At 61.5% G+C, this 17,229-nt stretch carries 15 protein-coding genes; 4 read left to right on the top strand and 11 right to left on the bottom strand.

The window, feature by feature from the left end; translation table 11 throughout:
* Nucleotides 1-312 precede the first annotated feature (312 nt).
* The 9 genes from B5E67_RS03500 to B5E67_RS03460 all read right to left on the bottom strand — a co-directional run bounded on the left by B5E67_RS03500 (nt 313) and on the right by B5E67_RS03460 (nt 11,399).
* A complete protein-coding gene (locus B5E67_RS03500) occupies nt 313-924 on the bottom strand; it encodes a recombinase family protein (RefSeq protein ID WP_087382932.1) in 612 nt (203 codons plus the stop codon).
* A 166-nt stretch (nt 925-1,090) separates the two neighbouring features.
* Entirely contained in the window at nt 1,091-1,795 is a 705-nt protein-coding gene (locus B5E67_RS03495) for an ABC transporter ATP-binding protein (protein ID WP_087247669.1), read from the bottom strand.
* Nucleotides 1,782-2,636 (bottom strand): ABC transporter ATP-binding protein, encoded by an 855-nt coding sequence (locus B5E67_RS03490; RefSeq protein WP_087247667.1) that lies wholly within the window; start codon nt 2,634-2,636, stop codon nt 1,782-1,784. Before B5E67_RS03490 ends, B5E67_RS03495 begins: the two co-directional genes overlap by 14 nt.
* Nucleotides 2,633-4,039: a branched-chain amino acid ABC transporter permease gene (locus B5E67_RS03485; protein ID WP_087382929.1), complete on the bottom strand. Its 1,407-nt coding sequence runs from the start codon at nt 4,037-4,039 to the stop codon at nt 2,633-2,635. The genes B5E67_RS03490 and B5E67_RS03485 overlap by 4 nt, the downstream gene beginning before the upstream one ends.
* An 11-nt stretch (nt 4,040-4,050) precedes the next feature.
* Complete coding sequence (locus B5E67_RS03480) at nt 4,051-4,926, bottom strand: branched-chain amino acid ABC transporter permease (RefSeq protein WP_087247663.1); 876 nt, start codon at nt 4,924-4,926, stop codon at nt 4,051-4,053.
* Nucleotides 4,927-5,011: 85 nt separating this feature from the next.
* A complete protein-coding gene (locus B5E67_RS03475) occupies nt 5,012-6,226 on the bottom strand; it encodes an ABC transporter substrate-binding protein (RefSeq protein WP_242956750.1) in 1,215 nt (404 codons plus the stop codon).
* Nucleotides 6,227-6,590: 364 nt separating this feature from the next.
* Complete coding sequence (gene lysS, locus B5E67_RS03470) at nt 6,591-8,564, bottom strand: lysine--tRNA ligase (RefSeq protein WP_087382926.1); 1,974 nt, start codon at nt 8,562-8,564, stop codon at nt 6,591-6,593.
* A 19-nt stretch (nt 8,565-8,583) separates the two neighbouring features.
* Entirely contained in the window at nt 8,584-9,066 is a 483-nt protein-coding gene (gene greA / locus B5E67_RS03465) for a transcription elongation factor GreA (RefSeq protein ID WP_087247659.1), read from the bottom strand.
* Between the two features lie 248 nt (nt 9,067-9,314).
* Entirely contained in the window at nt 9,315-11,399 is a 2,085-nt protein-coding gene (locus tag B5E67_RS03460) for an elongation factor G (protein WP_087382923.1), read from the bottom strand.
* Nucleotides 11,400-11,788: 389 nt separating this feature from the next.
* Here B5E67_RS03460 and B5E67_RS03455 point away from each other — a divergent pair, with 389 nt between their 5' ends.
* Nucleotides 11,789-12,268 (top strand): dCMP deaminase family protein, encoded by a 480-nt coding sequence (locus tag B5E67_RS03455; RefSeq protein ID WP_087247655.1) that lies wholly within the window; start codon nt 11,789-11,791, stop codon nt 12,266-12,268.
* A gap of 104 nt (nt 12,269-12,372) precedes the next feature.
* The gene (gene argF / locus B5E67_RS03450) at nt 12,373-13,371 is read left to right on the top strand and encodes an ornithine carbamoyltransferase (RefSeq protein WP_087382920.1); all 999 of its coding nucleotides are present in this window, start codon (nt 12,373-12,375) and stop codon (nt 13,369-13,371) included.
* Between the two features lie 107 nt (nt 13,372-13,478).
* Here argF and B5E67_RS03445 read toward each other — a convergent pair whose 3' ends face one another.
* Nucleotides 13,479-14,036: a biotin transporter BioY gene (locus B5E67_RS03445; protein ID WP_087382918.1), complete on the bottom strand. Its 558-nt coding sequence runs from the start codon at nt 14,034-14,036 to the stop codon at nt 13,479-13,481.
* An 85-nt stretch (nt 14,037-14,121) separates the two neighbouring features.
* Here B5E67_RS03445 and B5E67_RS03440 point away from each other — a divergent pair, with 85 nt between their 5' ends.
* Nucleotides 14,122-14,700, top strand: coding sequence for a hypothetical protein (locus tag B5E67_RS03440; protein WP_087382915.1), 579 nt, complete (start codon nt 14,122-14,124; stop codon nt 14,698-14,700).
* Nucleotides 14,701-14,704: 4 nt separating this feature from the next.
* On the opposite strand, the gene B5E67_RS03435 is transcribed toward B5E67_RS03440, so the two are convergent.
* The gene (locus B5E67_RS03435; protein WP_087247647.1) at nt 14,705-15,604 is read right to left on the bottom strand and encodes a LysR family transcriptional regulator; all 900 of its coding nucleotides are present in this window, start codon (nt 15,602-15,604) and stop codon (nt 14,705-14,707) included.
* Between the two features lie 141 nt (nt 15,605-15,745).
* Here B5E67_RS03435 and B5E67_RS03430 point away from each other — a divergent pair, with 141 nt between their 5' ends.
* A complete protein-coding gene (locus B5E67_RS03430) occupies nt 15,746-17,128 on the top strand; it encodes an MATE family efflux transporter (protein ID WP_087382912.1) in 1,383 nt (460 codons plus the stop codon).
* Nucleotides 17,129-17,229 lie beyond the last annotated feature (101 nt).

The following is a 17,229-nucleotide window of genomic DNA, read 5'->3' as shown; positions in this document are numbered from 1 at the left end:
CACTCTGGCCGCTCTTTATAGCGTTTGTGAGGGTTGCAGACCATGCCGCGCTCACGTTTCGTCCGACCTGCGGTCGGGTACGATGCAAACTTTATCGAAAAAAGCGAGAAAAAGGCTTTTTACCGGGTATCATACAGTTTGCGGGTCTCCGAAAGGAAACTTTATCGGAAAAAGCGCACAAAAACTCCTTCCTCGCCCCTTTGGGGGCGGGGATTTTTTTATTTGGATTGGAAAATGATTGATGTATATGGGGTTCAGGCAGGGCGGGACCGTCTCTGCCCGAAAAAGTACACCTTTCCGGGCAAAGACGGTTTATTCCTCCTCCGGGTCGGGCAGACAGGGCGGTTTCCCCGCCTCCACCCGTTTTGCGATGTCGTGAAAAGTACTCTGGGCTATATCGCAGCTGAGCGCTGCCTGTCGGAGCGTGATCTCTCCCCCGCGCCAGGCGTGGTACGCAATCCAAAAGTTTTCGGGCAGCTCGCGGCGCGGCCGTCCGAACCGGACGCCCCGGGCCTTGGCCGCCGCGATGCCCTCAGCCTGCCGCTGCCGGATGTTGGCCCGTTCGTTTTCCGCCACAAAGGACAGCACCTGCAGCACAATATCCGCCAGAAACGCCCCCATCAGGTCCCGGCCCCGCCGGGTATCCAGCAGCGGCATATCCAGCACCACAATATCACAGCCCTTGCCTTTGGTCAAATACCGCCACTGGGCCAGAATCTCCTGATAATTCCGGCCCAGGCGGTCGATGCTGGTGATGCACAGCAGGTCATCTTTCCGCAGGCGGCGCAGCAGTTTGCGGTATTGGGGGCGGTTGAAATCCTTGCCCGACTGTTTGTCACAATATAGATTTGCCGGCTCCACACCGGCCTGGCGCAGCGCAATCCGCTGCCGTTCTTCGTTTTGATCCCGGCTGCTCACCCTCATGTAGCCGTATACTCTCACCTTTCTTTTCCTTCCTTTCACCAGCGTTCCGTTCCAGTATAACGCCCCCGGCCCCGGCAGGGGAAGATGTTTTTTCAACTCCCCTATCGGACAGAGAAAATGCCCGCTGCGAAAACTTCGCAGCGGGCATTGACTTTTTGTCTGTGTATTATGCGTGGTTGCCCAGGTACGCTTTCCGGACCGCCTCGTTGGCCAGCAGTTCCTTGCCTGTGCCGCACAGGGTAATCCGGCCGGTTTCCATGACGTAGCCCACGTCGGCGATCTGCAGGGCCATATTGGCGTTCTGCTCGATCAGCAGCACCGTGACGCCCTTGCGGTTGATCTCCTTGATGATGTCGAAGATTCCTTTCACCACGATGGGGGCCAGGCCCAGAGAGGGCTCATCCATCATGATCAGCTTGGGGCGGGCCATCAGGGCGCGGCCCACCGCCAGCATCTGCTGTTCACCGCCCGACAGGGTGCCGGCGGCCTGCCAGGACCGCTCTTTCAGCCGGGGGAACAGCTCATAAATCCAGGCCAGGTCGCTCTCCAGGCTGTCCCGGCGCAGGTAGGCGCCGATTTTCAGGTTTTCCAGCACCGTCAGGTCGGGGAACACATGGCGTCCCTCGGGCACCAGGGTCAGGCCCTTGGAGACGATGCGGTCGGGCGGCAGGCCGGTCAGGTCCTCCCCCTGGAAGTGGACCCGGCCGCTTTTCACCTTCACCAGGCCGGCCAGGGCCCGCAGGGTGGTGGATTTGCCGGCGCCGTTGGCGCCGATCAGGGTCACGATCTGGCCCTCCTCCACCTTGAAGGAGATCCCCTTGACGGCCTCGATGCCGCCGTAGCTCACACACAGGTCATCAATTCTCAGCATCGTCGGCCACCCCCAGATAAGCGTCAATGACGCGCTGGTTCCCGCTGATTTCCTCGGGGGTTCCCTCGGCGATCAGCTTGCCGAAATCCAGCACATAAATACGGTCGGAGATCTGCATCACCAGGTCCATGTGATGTTCGATCATCAGGACGGTCAGGTGATATTTGTCGCGGATCTCCCGGATAAAGTCGGTCAGTTCCTGGGTTTCCTGCGGGTTCATGCCGGCGGCCGGCTCATCCAGCAGCAGGAGCTTGGGCTCGGTGGCCAGGGCGCGGGCGATTTCCAGCCGGCGCTGCAGGCCGTAGGGCAGCGAGGATGCCACCTCGTCCTTGTGCTGGGCCAGGCCCTGTTCTTCCAGCAGGGCCATGGCCTCGGCCCGCATCCGGGCCTCCTCCTTGGCGTTGAGCCGGAAGGTGGCGGACAGGAAATTCTGCTTGGCCCGCATATGCTTGGCGATCAGGACGTTTTCAAAGACGGTCAGTGCCCCGAACAGCCGGATATTCTGGAAGGTACGGGCAATGCCCCGGTGGGTGATGCGGTCGGGGGTGGGGTTCAGCTTGTGGGTGTACATCCCCTTGTTTTCCCCCAGATAGGCTTTGTCCATCTTGCCCTGGGGATAGTTTTCCACCAGAGGCTGGCCGCAGAAGTCGATTTTGCCGTTGGTGGGCTCATACACGCCGGTAATGCAGTTGAAGGCGGTGGTCTTGCCGGCGCCGTTGGGGCCGATGAGGGCCACGATCTCCCCCTCGTTCACATCCATGGACAGGTCGTTCATGGCCACCACGCCGCCGAACTGCATGGTCACATGTTCCACGTGGAGGACGTTTTGACGTTCGCTCATTTCAGCGCCTCCTTTTCAGCGTGTTTGGGGGTGGATTTGCGGGCCGAAAGCCTGCGGCCCCGCAGGACGTCGGGCAGTTCCCGGTCGCCCATAATGCCGCGGCGGAAGAACAGTACCACAATCATGATGATGACCGAGAACACCACCATACGGAAGCCGTTGCGCAGCAGCGGCAGCTTGAGGCTGTGGGAGATAACGAAGTACACCAGCCAGCCCAGCAGCAGAATGGCTGCAATCCACACCGGCAGCTCCTGGGTCAGGGTATGGCCCTCCTTCTTGCGGATGGCCCGGATGGCCAGGAAGGCGGCCGCAATCACCGCGGCGGCAAACACCACGATGAAGGCCAGACGGCCGGGGTCGGTGGGCGAAGCAAAGACCAGTTCCGAATCCAGGAACCGGAGCCACCACTCCGAGCAGGCCACATAGAGGAAGGTGGCGATGATGGAGCCGGACACCGAGCCGATGCCGCCGATGACCACGATCAGCAGCAGCTCATAGGTCATGGTGGAGGTAAAGACCTTGGCCTGGGCGTTGGCGGCGTACATGGCGAACAGGCCGCCGCCCACCCCGGCAAAGAAGGAGGAAATGCAGAAGGAGAGCATCTTGTGCTTGGCCAGGTTGATGCCCATGGCCTCGGCGGCCACCTCGTCCTCCCGGATGGCCTTAAAGGCCCGGCCATAGGAGGAGTTGATCAGCAGGACGATGATGGCGATGCAGATCACCGCAATCAGCATGGGCACAAAGGCCGACAGACGCAGGACGGTCTGGCCCGAGGCGTTCTCGATGTTGAAGTCGGAGAAGGTGGGGAAACTCTTGAGCATGTTGGCGCCGTTGGTGATGGGGCCCAGAGGCTGCCACTGGAACACAGCGCGGAGAATTTCCGCAAAGCCCAGGGTGGCGATGGCCAGATAGTCGCTCTTGAGCCGCAGCACCGGCAGGCCGATCAGGTAAGCGAAGCCGGCGGCCACCAGGCCGCCCAGAATCAGGGCCACCAGGACGCCCAGCACCATGCTGACCGCCCCGCCCACGCCGGTGGTGCCGAACACCAGACCGAAGGTATCCTGGAGGGAGAAGGGCACCGCCGAGCCGCCGAACAGGTAGTAGACGGTATCTTTCTGGGCCACAGGGACGGTGAGGATGGCGTAGGTATAGGCGCCCAGCAGCATAAAGCCTGCCTGGCCCAGGGAGAACAGGCCGGTGAAGCCGTTCAGCAGGTTCATGGACACCACCACCAGGGAGTAGACCGCGCCTTTTTTCAGGACGGTGAACAGCTGGCTGGTGGGAAGCAGGACGCGGGGTGCGGCGGGAATCAGGGCGGTGATGTTTTCCAGCAGGATCACCAGAGCCAGAAAGGCGACAATCCCGCCCAGTGCGCCCCAGCTGACCGATTTTTTCTTGTTCATGCGGGGCCTCCTTACACTTTGTCGGTCGCCTTCTCACCGAACAGGCCGGTGGGCTTAAAGACGAGGATCACGATGAGCAGGGCGAAGGTAATGGCATCCGAAAAGACGGTGAACTGGGTGCTCTTGACCAGGTTCTCACAGATACCGATGATGAAAGCGCCGATGACCGCGCCGGGGATGGAACCAATGCCGCCGAACACCGCCGCCACAAAGGCTTTCAGGCCCGGCATGGCGCCGGCGGTGGGGGTGATGGAGGGATAGTTGGTGAAGTAGAGCATGGAGCCGATAGCGGCCAGGGCCGAACCGATGATGAAGGTGGCCGAGATCACCGAGTTGATTTTAATGCCCATCAGCTGGCTGGTCTCAAAGTCCTTGGCCACCGCCCGCATGGCCATGCCCACCTTGGTGCGGTCGATGAGCTGGGTCAGCAGCACCACCAGGGCCAGCACCAGGAAGGGGGTCAGAATGACCGCCCAGCGGGTGGGGGTGCCCGCAATGGTGACGGTGTCGGACAAAAACGGGATGGTGGGATAGCTCATGGGCTGGCCGCCGGTGACGTAGGTGGCGGTGTTCTGGAGCAGGTAGCTGACGCCGATGGCCGAGATCATCACCGACATACGGGGGGCGGAGCGCAGGGGTTTATAGGCCACCCGCTCGATGATGAAGCCCAGGGCCACCGTCAGCACCAGCACCAGGGGCAGGGCGAGATACAGGGGCATCCAGGTGGAGACGTACACGCCCACCAGGCCGGCCACCATGAACACGTCGCCGTGGGCAAAGTTGATCAGGCGCAGGATGCCGTAGACCATGGTGTAGCCAATGGCAATCAGGGCATACTGGCCGCCTACTGCAATGCCGGACAGCAGGACCGAAACGAAATATTCCATACAGGTTCCCTCCGCTCAGGGCAGGTTTCAACAAATGGTTTGGCGGGAGCCAGCGGCTCCCGCCAAACCTTCGGTCATTTACGATTTACTGGGCGACGGTCTGCTGGGTCTCCAGCTCCCATGCGCCGGTGTTGGTGGAGTGCTTGATGTAGGCGGTGTCGCGGATGGCGTCGCCCTCCTCATCAAAGGCGATGTGGCCCGACACGCCGTCGTAGGTGACGCCGGCCAGGGCAGCCTTGACGGCGGCGGGATCGGTGGAGCCGGCGGCCTTCAGGGCCTCCAGAGCCACATAGTAGGCGTCATAACCCATGGCGGTGACTGCAGCGATGGTGTCGTTGCCGCCGTTGTTGGTCATGGCCTCGGCGTTCTCGTTGATGTAGGCCTTGACGCCCTCATCGAACTCGGGAGAACCGCCCTCCTGGTAGAAGGTGGAGACGTACAGCTGGACATCGGTGCCCTCAGCGGCAGCCAGAACCATGTTGTCGTCCAGGGTATCGGAGCCCAGGAAGGCTGCATCAATGCCCAGGGCAGCAGCCTGCTGGATGATCTGGGTGGCGTAGGCGATGGACACCGGGGTGAAGATGACGTCGGCGCCCTCATTCTTGGCCTGGTTCAGGTAGGTGCTGAAGTCGGAGTTGTTGGTGGGGAAGGAAGCGGTGACGACGGTGCCGCCGGCCGCCTCAAAGGCCTGGGTGAAATAAGCGATCAGGCCCTGGTCGTACTCGTTGCCGGTCTCGCCCAGGCAGTAAGCCACTTTGGCGTCGAACTTATCCTTGGCGAAGTTGGCCAGAACAGTGCCCTGGAAGGGGTCCAGGAAGCAGATGCGGTAGTAGTAGTCGTTGCCGGCGGTGACGTTGGGGTTGGTGCAGGTGACGCCCACCGCAGCCAGGCCCGCATCGTCAAAGACCGGGCCGCCCGCAATGGACACGCCCGAGCCGTAGGAGCCCAGCACCAGGGAGACGCCCTGGCTCACCAGCTCGGCGGCAGCCGAAGGAGCCTTGTCGGTGGAGGAGCCATTGTCCGCATAGACCAGCTCCACCGTATAGGTCTCGCCGCCGATCTCCACGGTGGGGGTCTCGGCGTTGGCGTACTGCATGCCCAGGGTTTCCTTTTTGCCGCCCGAGGCCGAGTCGCCGGTGGAGGGCTCAAAGACGCCGATCTTGACCACCTTGTCCCCCGAGGCGGAGCTGCCTGCGGCGGCCGAGCCGCTGGCCGCCGTGGACGAGGACGAGCAGCCAGCCAGTGCGGAGACGCTCATAGCAGCTGCAGCGGCCAGGGCTACAAACCGTTTCATTTTCATATCGTATTCCTCCCTCTGATTCCGGCACAGGGCCGGAGTGTACGCTCTATAAATACATTTGTATTTGCTGCGATATCACTATTATAAGCATCCGGGAGAAAATTGCAATAGCCAATTTCCACACAAAACAAAGTTTCAGCCCTCCTATTTCTGAGAAAAACGAAGAAAATAAAGTAGCACTTCTGGTTTTTGCCTTATTTTTGTATTTCATTGGCGTACACAGCAAAATCTTTTTCTTGTATCCAAAAAGACAGATGTATTTATTTCACGTACAGACTGTCCGCCAAAAGGGCGCAAAAAAAAGCCCAGGCCGGACGTGCAGAACGTCCGGCCTGGACCAAAGGCGGGAAATTTCCCGGAATACTTAATACAGCTTTGCGCCGGCGGGGATGTGGTCATCCACCATCAGCAGATGGAGGCGCTCCTGGCCTTCCTCGTGATGGACGGCGCTGATCAGCATGCCGCAGGAGTCAATGCCCATCATCTTGCGGGCGGGCAGGTTGGTGATGGCGATGCAGGTCTTGCCCACCAGCTCCTCGGGCTCATAGTAGGCGTGGATGCCGCTGAGAATCACGCGGTCCACTCCGCTGCCGTCGTCCAGAACGAACTGGAGCAGCTTCTTGCTCTTGGGCACAGCCGAGCACTCCTTGATCTTGACGGCGCGGAAATCGCTCTTGGAGAAGGTCTCGAAGTCCACCAGATCCTGGAACAGAGGCTCGATCTCCACCTTGGAGAAGTCGATGGGCTCTGCCTGGACGGGAGCCGCGGGAGCGGCTGCCGAAGCAGTCTCAGCCGGAGCGGCCTCCGCAGCGGGGGCCTCCTCCTTCTTGGGAGCGTCCAGCGGCTTCATGGTGGGGAACAGCAGCACGTCGCGGATGGAGGCCGAATCGGTCAGCAGCATGACCAGACGGTCGAAGCCGAAGCCCAGGCCGCCCGTGGGGGGCAGGCCGTACTCCAGAGCGTTGACGTAGTCGTAGTCCACCTGTGCCTTGCAGCCCGGCTCCAGCGACTTGCGCTCGGCCACCTGGCGCTCAAAGCGCTCCTTCTGATCGATGGGATCGTTCAGCTCGCTGAAGGCGTTGCCGAACTCGGTGCAGTTGATGAAGTACTCAAACCGCTCGGTGAAGGCGGGCTCGCTGGGCTTGCGCTTGGCCAGGGGGCTGATCTCCACCGGGTAATCGTAGATGAAGGTGGGCTGGATCAGCTTATCCTCCACGAAGGCGTCAAAGAAGGCGGCCAGGATGGAGCCGCGGGTGGGCACCTCGGGCAGGTCCACATTGTGGGCGCGGGCGGCCACGATGGCGTCGGAGTCCGACTTCCAGTCGTAGTAATCCACGCCGGAATACTTCTTGACGGCCTCCACCATGGTCAGGCGCTCCCAGTGGCTCATGTCGATCTGGTTGCCCTGATAGGGAATCACCAGGCTGCCGCAGATCTTCTGGGCCAGGCGCTTGTACAGCTCCTCCACCAGATCCATCATGCCGTGGTAGTCGGTGAAAGCCTGGTACAGCTCCACGCTGGTGAATTCGGGGTTATGCTTGGGGTCCATGCCCTCGTTGCGGAAGATACGGCCCACTTCGTACACACGGTCGATGCCGCCCACCACCAGCCGCTTGAGGTACAGCTCGGTCTCGATGCGCAGCACCATGTCCATGTTCAGGGTGTTGTGATGGGTGATGAAGGGACGGGCCGATGCGCCGATCTCAAAGGGGGTCAGGATGGGGGTGTCCACTTCCAGGAAGCCCCGCTCATCCAGGTAAGCCCGGATTTCCCGCAGGATCTGGCTGCGCTTGACAAAGGTATCCTTCACCTCGGGGTTGGCGATCAGATCCACATAGCGCTGACGGTACCGCATCTCGGTGTCGGTCAGGCCGTGGAACTTCTCGGGCAGGGGCCGCAGGCTCTTGGCCAGCAGGGTCAGCTCCAGGGCCCGGACGCTCAGCTCGCCGGTCTTGGTGCGGAACACCTCGCCCTTGACGCCGATGATGTCGCCCACGTCCAGCTTCTTGAAGGCGGCGTAAGCCTCCTCCCCCAGCTCGTCCCGGCGGACGTAGAGCTGGATGTCGCCCTTGTCGTCCCGCAGGTGGGCAAAGCTGGCCTTGCCCATGACGCGCTTGGACATCATGCGGCCGGCCAGGGCCACGGTGCGGCCGGCGTCGGTCTCATTGGGCAGGTCCGCAAACTCGGCCTTCAGATCGGCCGAGTAGGCGTCCTGGGGAAACTTGGTGATTTCAAAGGGGTCGCTGCCGGCGGCCCGCAGGTCGGCCAGCTTCTGACGGCGGACAAGCACCTGCTCGCTGTCCGCAGCAGCCCCGGTGCCGTTCTTGATTTCTTCCATTCCTACCTCCTGTACCGGCTTAACCCTTGCTGTGGGTGATGGCCAGCACCTTGCACACTACAGTATGGCCCGCGGGCAGCAGAACCTCGGCTTCTTCGCCCACAGCCTTGCCCAGCAGGGCATGGCCCACCGGGCTCTCGTCGCTGATCTTGCCGTTGAGGGGGTCTGCCTCGGTGCGGCCGACGATGTCGTACTCTTCCGGCTCCTCGTCCTCCATCTGGATGGTGACGTGGGTGCCCACCGAGACAGAATCCACGCTCAGCTCGCTCTCGTCGATGACGCGGGCGTTCTTAATCATCTGCTCCAGCTCGGTGATGCGGTTCTCCACCAGGCCCTGGGTGTTCTTGGCCTCGTCGTACTCACTGTTCTCGGACAGGTCGCCGTGGCTGCGGGCTTCCTTGATTTCCTCGGCCAGCTCCTTGCGGCGTACCGTCTTGAGGTATTCCAGTTCTTCCTGTACGGCCTTGAGGCCGGCAGCAGACATTACGATTTCCTGTGCCATGGATCTGAATCTCTCCTTATGCTCGAAATATGCCCGCGGGGCTCTGGGCGCCGCGAGCTGAGGGCTGTTTTTCGGGGTGCATCGGCGCCCGGGCGGGCCGGCCGGCACTCTAACCTCTCCATTATAATAGCAACCCTGCGGGATGTCAACCAAAACACATCGCAGATACGGTACAAAAAAGACCCCGCCGGCAGAGGGAATTGCCGACAGGGTCTGGTGGATGTCACAATATGGGTTCAGAACAAGGCTCAGTCGTCGCTGCTCTCGTCCAGGTTGCCCAGTTTGCGGGCCTGCTCCACCACCGAGGACACCAGGTTCTCGGGCAGGATCTCATAGCGGGCGAACTCGCGGGTAAACCAGCCGCGGCCCTGGGTGGTCTGACGGATGAAAGTGGTCAGGGTGGTGATTTCGGACAGGGGGATCTCGGCGATGATGGTCTGGAGGCCGTCCTCATCCGGCTCCATGCCCAGCACGCGGCCGCGGCGCTTGGTCACATCGCCCATCACATCGCCGGTGTTGTCGTTGGGGACGTGGGTGCGGACGGTGTAGATGGGCTCCAGGATGACGGGGCCTGCCTCGGGCATGGCGGCCTTGTAAGCCAGCTTGGCGGCCATGATGAAGGCCATTTCCGAGCTGTCCACCGGGTGATAGCTGCCGTCCAGCAGGGTGGCCTTCAGGCCCACCACCGGGTAACCGGCCAGGATGCCCTTTTCGGCGGCCAGGCGGACGCCCTTCTCAACTGCCGGGAAGAAGTTCTTGGGCACGCTGCCGCCGAAGACGTTCTCCTCAAAGAGGATGGCCTCGCCGTCGCAGGGCTCGAACTTGATGATAACGTCGCCGAACTGGCCGTGGCCGCCGGTCTGCTTCTTGTGGCGGCCCTGCTTCTGGACCGGCTTGCGGATGGACTCACGGTAAGCGATCCGGGGAGCCTCCAGGCCGATCTCGACGCCGAACTTGTTCTTCATCTTGGCCTTGACCACATCCAGATGCTGCTCGCCCAGGCCGCCGATGATCTGCTGATGGGTCTCGGCGTTGTTCTCATAGCTCAGGGTGGGATCTTCTTCCATCAGACGGGCCAGAGCGCTGCTGATCTTGCCCTCGTCGCCCTTCTTGGCCACGGTGACGGCCATGAAGAAGCTGGGCTGCGGGAAGACCGGTGCGTCCAGGCTGACCACGCGGGAAGGATCGCAGAGGGTGTCGCCGGTGCGGGCGCTCACTATCTTGGCCACCGCGCCGATGTCGCCGGCGCAGATTTCGTCGGTATCAATCTGCTTTTTGCCGCAGATGAACATGGGCTTGCCCAGTTTTTCGGTGTCGCCGGTGCGGGCGTTCACCAGGCTCATGCCGGCGGTCACGCGGCCGCTGACCACACGCAGATAGCTCATCTTGCCCACGAACGGGTCGGCCACCGTCTTAAAGACATAGGCCACGGTGGGCTCGTCGGACTTGCAGTGGAGCTCCACCATCTCGCCGTCGGCGTTCTCGGCGGGGATGCCCTCGGCGTGGGCCGGGCTGGGCAGCAGCTTCTCCATGTTGAACAGCAGCATATCCAGCGCCTGCATATTGACGGCGCTGCCGCAGAACACAGGGGTAATCAGGCCGTCCTTGACGCCCTTGCGCATGCCTTCCACGATTTCCTCGGTGGTGAAGGGCTCGCCGCCGAAGAACTTCTCCATCAGCTCGTCGTCGGTCTCGGCGATGGCCTCGCTCATGGCCTCGATCAGGCCCTGGAACCGGTGGCCGATGTCGGGCAGATCCACCTGGATCTGCTTGCCGCTCTCATACTTGAATGCCTTCTGGCTGAACAGGTTGATGTACACGCTGGTGCCGTCATCCAGACGGGCGGGCACCACGCAGGGGCAGATGCTGGAGCCGAACTTGATTTTCAGGTCCTCCAGAATCTGGAAGTAGTTGGAGTGCTCCAGATCCGACTTGGAGACAAAGACCATGGTGGCCTTGTTGTTCTTGCGGGCCAGCTGGAATGCCTTCTCGGCGCCCACGGTGACGCCGCTGCGGCCCGACACGCAGACCAGGACGCTCTCGGCGGCCCGGATGCCCTCGTACTCGCCGGCCTCGAAGTCAAACAGGCCCGGCGCGTCGATCAGGTTGTACTTGATGCCGCCGAACTCCACCGGAACCACCGATGCCGACAGGCTGGCTCTGCGCTTTGACTCCTCGGGGTCAAAGTCGGAGATGGTGGTGCCGTCTTCCACGCGGCCCATCCGCTCGGAAGCGCCCGAAAAATAGACCAGTGCCTCAGTCAGCGTCGTCTTGCCGCTGCCGGCATGGCCTGCAATCAAGATATTGCGGATATTGTTGCTTGCGTATTTCATAACGGTCTTCCCTCATTTCCGCCTGGCGGGACTTCTCTCCGCTTTTGTGGCATATTTTACAAAGATAATACCACAACTCTCCCGGAATTTAAATCATTTGTCCCACATTTGGCCTCCAAAGTTCCCGGGTTGGTTTTGTGCATTTTGTCAACGGGCCGATTGCCGATTGTTTTTTAAACGCTGTTACGGTATAATGTCTTTACCAATTCCAGGGCCTTTCAGGCCCTGAACCGCCCCGCAGGGCCGGTTTCAGGGCTGCCTGTTGAGACAGGCGGGGCTTTTGCGAAAAAATTTTGCCGCCGAAATTGTGCGGAACGACGAAAACTTTGACCGGAAAGGAGTTTACGGCAGGGTGCCCGACTCCCCTGCGCCCCGCCCGTACCATTGCTATGAAACGCAGCGACTACATCAACTGGGACGAATATTTTATGGGCATCGCCATGCTCAGCGCCATGCGCTCCAAGGACCCCAACAGCCAGGTGGGGGCCTGCATCGTCAGCCCCGAGAACAAAATCCTCTCTCTGGGCTACAACGGCATGCCCACCGGCTGCGACGACGACGCCATGCCCTGGGACCGGGAGGGGGCTCCCCTGGAGACCAAATACATGTACGTCTGCCATGCCGAGCTCAACGCCATCCTCAACAGCGCCCACAACAACCTCAAGGGCGCCCGGATTTACGTCACCCTGTTCCCCTGCAACGAGTGCACCAAGGCCATCATTCAGTCGGGCATCAAGGAGCTGGTGTATTACGGCGACAAGTACCACGACAGCGATTCCAGCATCGCGGCCCGGTTCATGCTCCAGAAGGCCGGGGTCCGTGTGACCCCCTACCGTGCCACCGGCCGGGAGGTCACCTTCACACTTTGAGAAACCCCGCTTGACACAGGCCCGGTCTGCGTCGTATAATGAAATGCATATTTATCCAATAATTTTCATTAAATGCAGCATATATGCAGAAAGGGGACTTTCCTGTGAATTTGAAAGGACGCAGCTTTTTGAAACTGCTGGACTATACCCCCGCCGAGATCGGCGGTCTGATTGACCTGGCGGCCGACCTGAAGGCCAAAAAGAAGGCCGGCATCCCCCACGACACCCTGCGCGGGAAGAACATCGCCCTGATTTTTGAAAAGACCTCCACCCGCACCCGGTGCAGCTTTGAGGTGGCGGCCCACGATCTGGGCATGCAGGTGACCTATCTGGACCCCCAGGGCAGCCAGATCGGGAAAAAGGAGTCCATCGCCGACACCGCCCAGGTGCTGGGCCGGATGTTTGACGGCATCGAGTACCGGGGCTATGGTCAGGAGATCGTGGAGGAGCTGGCCCATTACGCCGGGGTTCCGGTGTGGAACGGCCTGACCAATGAGTTCCATCCCACCCAGATTCTGGCCGACTTTCTGACCATTCGGGAGCATTTCGGCAAGCTGGAAGGGATCAACTTTGTCTACTTCGGGGATGCCCGCTACAACATGGGCAACAGCCTGATGGTGGGCTGCGCCAAAATGGGCCTCCATTTCACCGCCTGCGCCCCCAAGAAGTACTGGCCCGACCCCGACCTGGTGGCTCAGTGCCAGGCAGTGGCCGCCGAAACCGGCGCCACCATCCGCTTTGAGGAGGACCCCATGAAGGCCGCGCAGGGCGCCGACGTCCTGTACACCGACGTGTGGGTGTCCATGGGTGAGCCGGTGGAAGTCTGGGCCGAGCGGATCGCCGACCTGGCCCCCTACCAGATCAATGCCCAGCTGATGGCTGCCGCAGGCCCCCATGCGGTGTTCATGCACTGCCTGCCCGCCTTCCACGACCACAAGACCACCGTGGGCAAGGAGATGGGCGAGCGGTTCGGCCGGGATGCCATGGAAGTCACCGACGAGGTGTTCCAGAGCCCCCAGAGCATCGTTTTTGACGAGGCCGAAAACCGGATGCACACCATCAAGGCGGTCATGGCCGCCACCCTGGGCTACCAGGAAGCTTAAACAAAACAGCAAAGGCCGCAGCGTTTTTGGGCTGCGGCCTTCTTGTTGTATTATAATAATGAAAGAGATTCACTTTTTGGCCCAAAAAGGCGCGCAAGTTTCAGCTTTCAGCGGCCAATGAGTCCGGCCTGCAGGAGCCGTGCCCGGATGGGGCTGCCCACGGCCGAGGACAAAACCACCTTGACCAGGTCAAAGGGAATGAAGGGCAGCACGCAGACCCCCAGAGCATAGGGCAGAGTACAGCCCATCTGAACGATGAACCAGGCGGTGCCGAAGGCATAGCTGACGGCGACGCCGGCGATCATCCCCAGGCTGGACCAGACAGGGCGGCCATGGCTGCGTTCCACCACCCAGCCGCCGATGGCGGCCTGGGCCACAAAGCCGATCAGATAGCCGCCGGTGGGGCCCAGCAGCTTGGCCAGTCCTCCGCCGTAGCCCGAAAAGACCGGCAGGCCCACCGCGCCCAGCATCAGGTAGACCGCCACGCTGGCGGCGCCCAGCCGGGGGCCCAGCATCCAGGCAGCCAGGCAGACCACCAGGTTGGTCAGGGAGATGGGGATGGCCCCGATGGGCACCGACAGGGGGCCCAGAATGCACATCACGGCGGCCATCAGGGCCGTGACGGTCAGGTGCGAAGCGGTTTGTTTTTTATCTTTCAGCGTCATGAACAGTCCTTCCTTTCTGTTTCCAGTATAAAAAATTCGAAGGAAAAGGTCAAATGCAAAATTGTGAAAAAAGGAGCGTGGTTCGATGGGCGGCGGAAAAGTAACCCGGCCCGACTTCGGGCTGGGGCAGCCCGACCCGGGGCATCCCATGACAGAATTCTATACCCTTGTGCTGGAGGGGCTGGAGCAGGCCGAGAGCTTTGCTCTGCCCGGCCTGTACGCCCGGTTTGACCCGCCGGCCTGGCCCATCGAGGCCCACGAGGCCCGGGACTGGTGCAGCCTGTCCCCCGTTCCCCGGGAAGGTTTCACCCAGATTGTGCCGCCGGGGCGGCTGCGGGTGCTCTACAGCGAATTGCGTTGCACTGCCGCCGGGGCGCCCTCGGCTCTGGTGCTCACCCAGGAGGGTACCCGGACCAGCTGCGCCCTGCGGCTGCTGCCGCCCTTCCTCTGGCCCTCGGAGGAAGAAACCCCGGCCTGGCCCGACTGTGCCATGGCCATGACCCTGACGTTAGGGCCCCGGGCGGTGGATCTGGCCGACGCCAATCCCTCCGCTCTGGCCCGCCAGCTCATCGAGACCCCCGAGGGCAAAGCCTGGGTGCAGCATCCCAAGCTGGACCGCTGGCTGGAAGCCCAGGGCGCCCGCTGGCAGAAGCTGTGGCGGTAACCCTTTACTGGGCCGAGGCGGCCCGGAGCATCCGCTCCAGTTCCATGGCCGCCACGCTCAGGGGGCGGCTCTTGTCCTTCACCAAGCTGATGTACCGGACCGGGGGCGGGGTCTGGAGCTCCAGCTGGACCACATCCTTTTTGGCCAGGGCCTCCCGGGCAAAGTCCTCGGGGACGAAGGCCACCCCCAGCCCATAGCAGACCAGAGGAAGAATCTGGTCGGTGGTGGCGGTCTGGACGTCCGGTTCCAGCATGGCCCCGTGTTCCGCGAACAGCTGGGCATAAAAGGCATAGGTGGAGCTGTCATGCCCCAGGGAAATCAGGGGCAGCCCGGCGATATCCTCATAGGTGAGGCGCCGGCCCGCCAGATAGCCGTATTCCGGCCCTGCCACCAATAAGTCGTGGAACGGCCGCAGCCGCTGTTCGGTGAGGGGGGCGGTGAGCTCCCCGCAGGGGGTGCCCACCACCGCCAGCTCCACCAGGCCCGACCGCAGCGCCGCGATGGCCTGGGGGGTGGAATGGTTGGTGATCTGAAGCCTGACCCCCGGATACCGCCGCTTGAAATCCCGCAGCACCGGCAGCAGCAGCCCGTGAAGGGCTGTCTCGCTGGCGCCAATGGCAATCTGGCCGCTGTGCAGGCTCCGCCGGCTGGCCAGTTCATATTCGGCGGCCTGCAGCTGTTCCTGCATCACCTGGACGTGGGCGTACAGCCTCTCCCCCTCGGGGGTCAGGGTCACCCCCCGGTGGCTCCGCTCAAACAGGCGGCACCCCAGCTCCTGTTCCAGCAGGTTGATGGTGCGGGTGATGTTGGGCTGGCTGCCATGCAGCGCCGCGGCGGCCTGGGTGAAGCTGCTGTATTTGGCTACGTAGTAGAAAATCCGATAGTAGTCATACGGTACCGACATGAGCGCGCGTCCTTTCATATCATGTGGATATGGTTTTTATATAAAACATATATTTTACATATGCTCTCCAAAAAAGTATACTATCTTTCGGTAGAAATTACAACAGCTCTGTCTGTGCAGCATCTGTAAGGAGGAATATCTGTGAATAAGGATTTGACGGTGGGCAAGCCGTCCACTGTGTTGTGGCAGTTTTGCCTTCCCATGTTTGGCAGCATCGTCTTTCAGCAGCTTTACAATATTGCCGACAGCCTGGTGGCAGGCAAATTCGTCGGCGAGGACGCCCTGGCGGCCGTAGGCAACAGCTATGAGATCACCCTGATCTTCATCGCCTTCGCCTTTGGCTGCAACATCGGCTGTTCCGTCATCGTGTCCCGGTTCTTCGGCGCAAAGCAGTACGAGGACATGAAAACCGCCGTCACCACTTCCCTGATCGGCTGCGCCGTCCTGGTGGCCGCCCTGATGGCGGTGGGCCTGTTCGGCTGCGACGCCCTGCTGGAGCTCATCAACACCCCGGAGGAAATCCTGGCCGACTCGGCCCTGTATCTGGACATCTATGTCCTGGGCCTGCCCTTCATGTTCTTCTACAACGTGGCCACCGGCGTCTTCTCGGCCCTGGGCGACAGCAAGACCCCCTTCCTGTTCCTGGCGGCTTCCTCCACCAGCAACATCTTCATGGACATCCTGTTCGTCACCGCCTTCCACATGGGTGTGGCCGGCGTGGCCTGGGCCACCTTCCTGTGCCAGGGCGTCAGCTGCATCCTGGCCATGTGGGTGGTGGCCAAGCGGATGATGGGCATTCACACCGAAACCAAGCCCGCCCTGTTCTCCTGGAGCATGCTGGGCAAGATCTCGGTCATCGCCATCCCCAGCATCCTGCAGCAGAGCTTCATCTCGGTGGGCAACATCGTGATTCAGAGCGTGGTCAACAGCTTCGGCGCCAGCGTCATCGCCGGCTACTCCGCTTCGGTCAAGCTGAACAACCTGGTCATCACCTCCTTTACCACCCTGGCCAACGGCATCTCCAACTACACCTCCCAGAACTTGGGCGCCGGCAAACCCGACCGGATGCGCCAGGGCTATCTGGCCGGCATCAAGCTGGTGTGGGCCCTCTGCGTGCCCCTGGCCGGCCTGTACTTCTTCGCCGGACGCCAGCTGCTGTTCCTGTTCATGAACGAGCCCACCGGCACCGCCATCGACACCGGCATCCTGTTCCTGCGGATCGTGGCCCCCTTCTACTTCCTGGTGTCGGTCAAGCTGGTGTCGGACGGCGTGCTCCGCGGCTGCGCCCTGATGGTCCAGTTCATGATCTCCACCTTTGCCGACCTGATCCTCCGTGTGGCCCTGGCCATCGGCCTGTCCGCCACCGCTCTGGGCTCGGACGGCATCTGGCTGTCCTGGCCCATCGGCTGGACCGTGGGCACCGCCCTGTCCCTGTTCTTCTGCCTGCGGGTTATGAACAAGGCCAAGCAGACCCAGCCCGACGCCGCTGCACAGGCAGCCGTCCTTTCCAGCGAAAATATCTGATCCCCTCCGCCCTGGCAGGATCTTCTATCCATGGGATTTGCAGGTGAAATTTGTTAAAGTTCACAATAAAAAAGTCTCATGTATTAAGAAACTATGTCGGG

Source organism: Faecalibacterium sp. An122 (assembly GCF_002160895.1).
Lineage (GTDB): Bacteria > Bacillota > Clostridia > Oscillospirales > Ruminococcaceae > Faecalibacterium.
The sequence above is the reverse complement of the archived record's forward strand: the minus strand, read 5'-3'. Positions and strand labels throughout refer to the sequence as shown.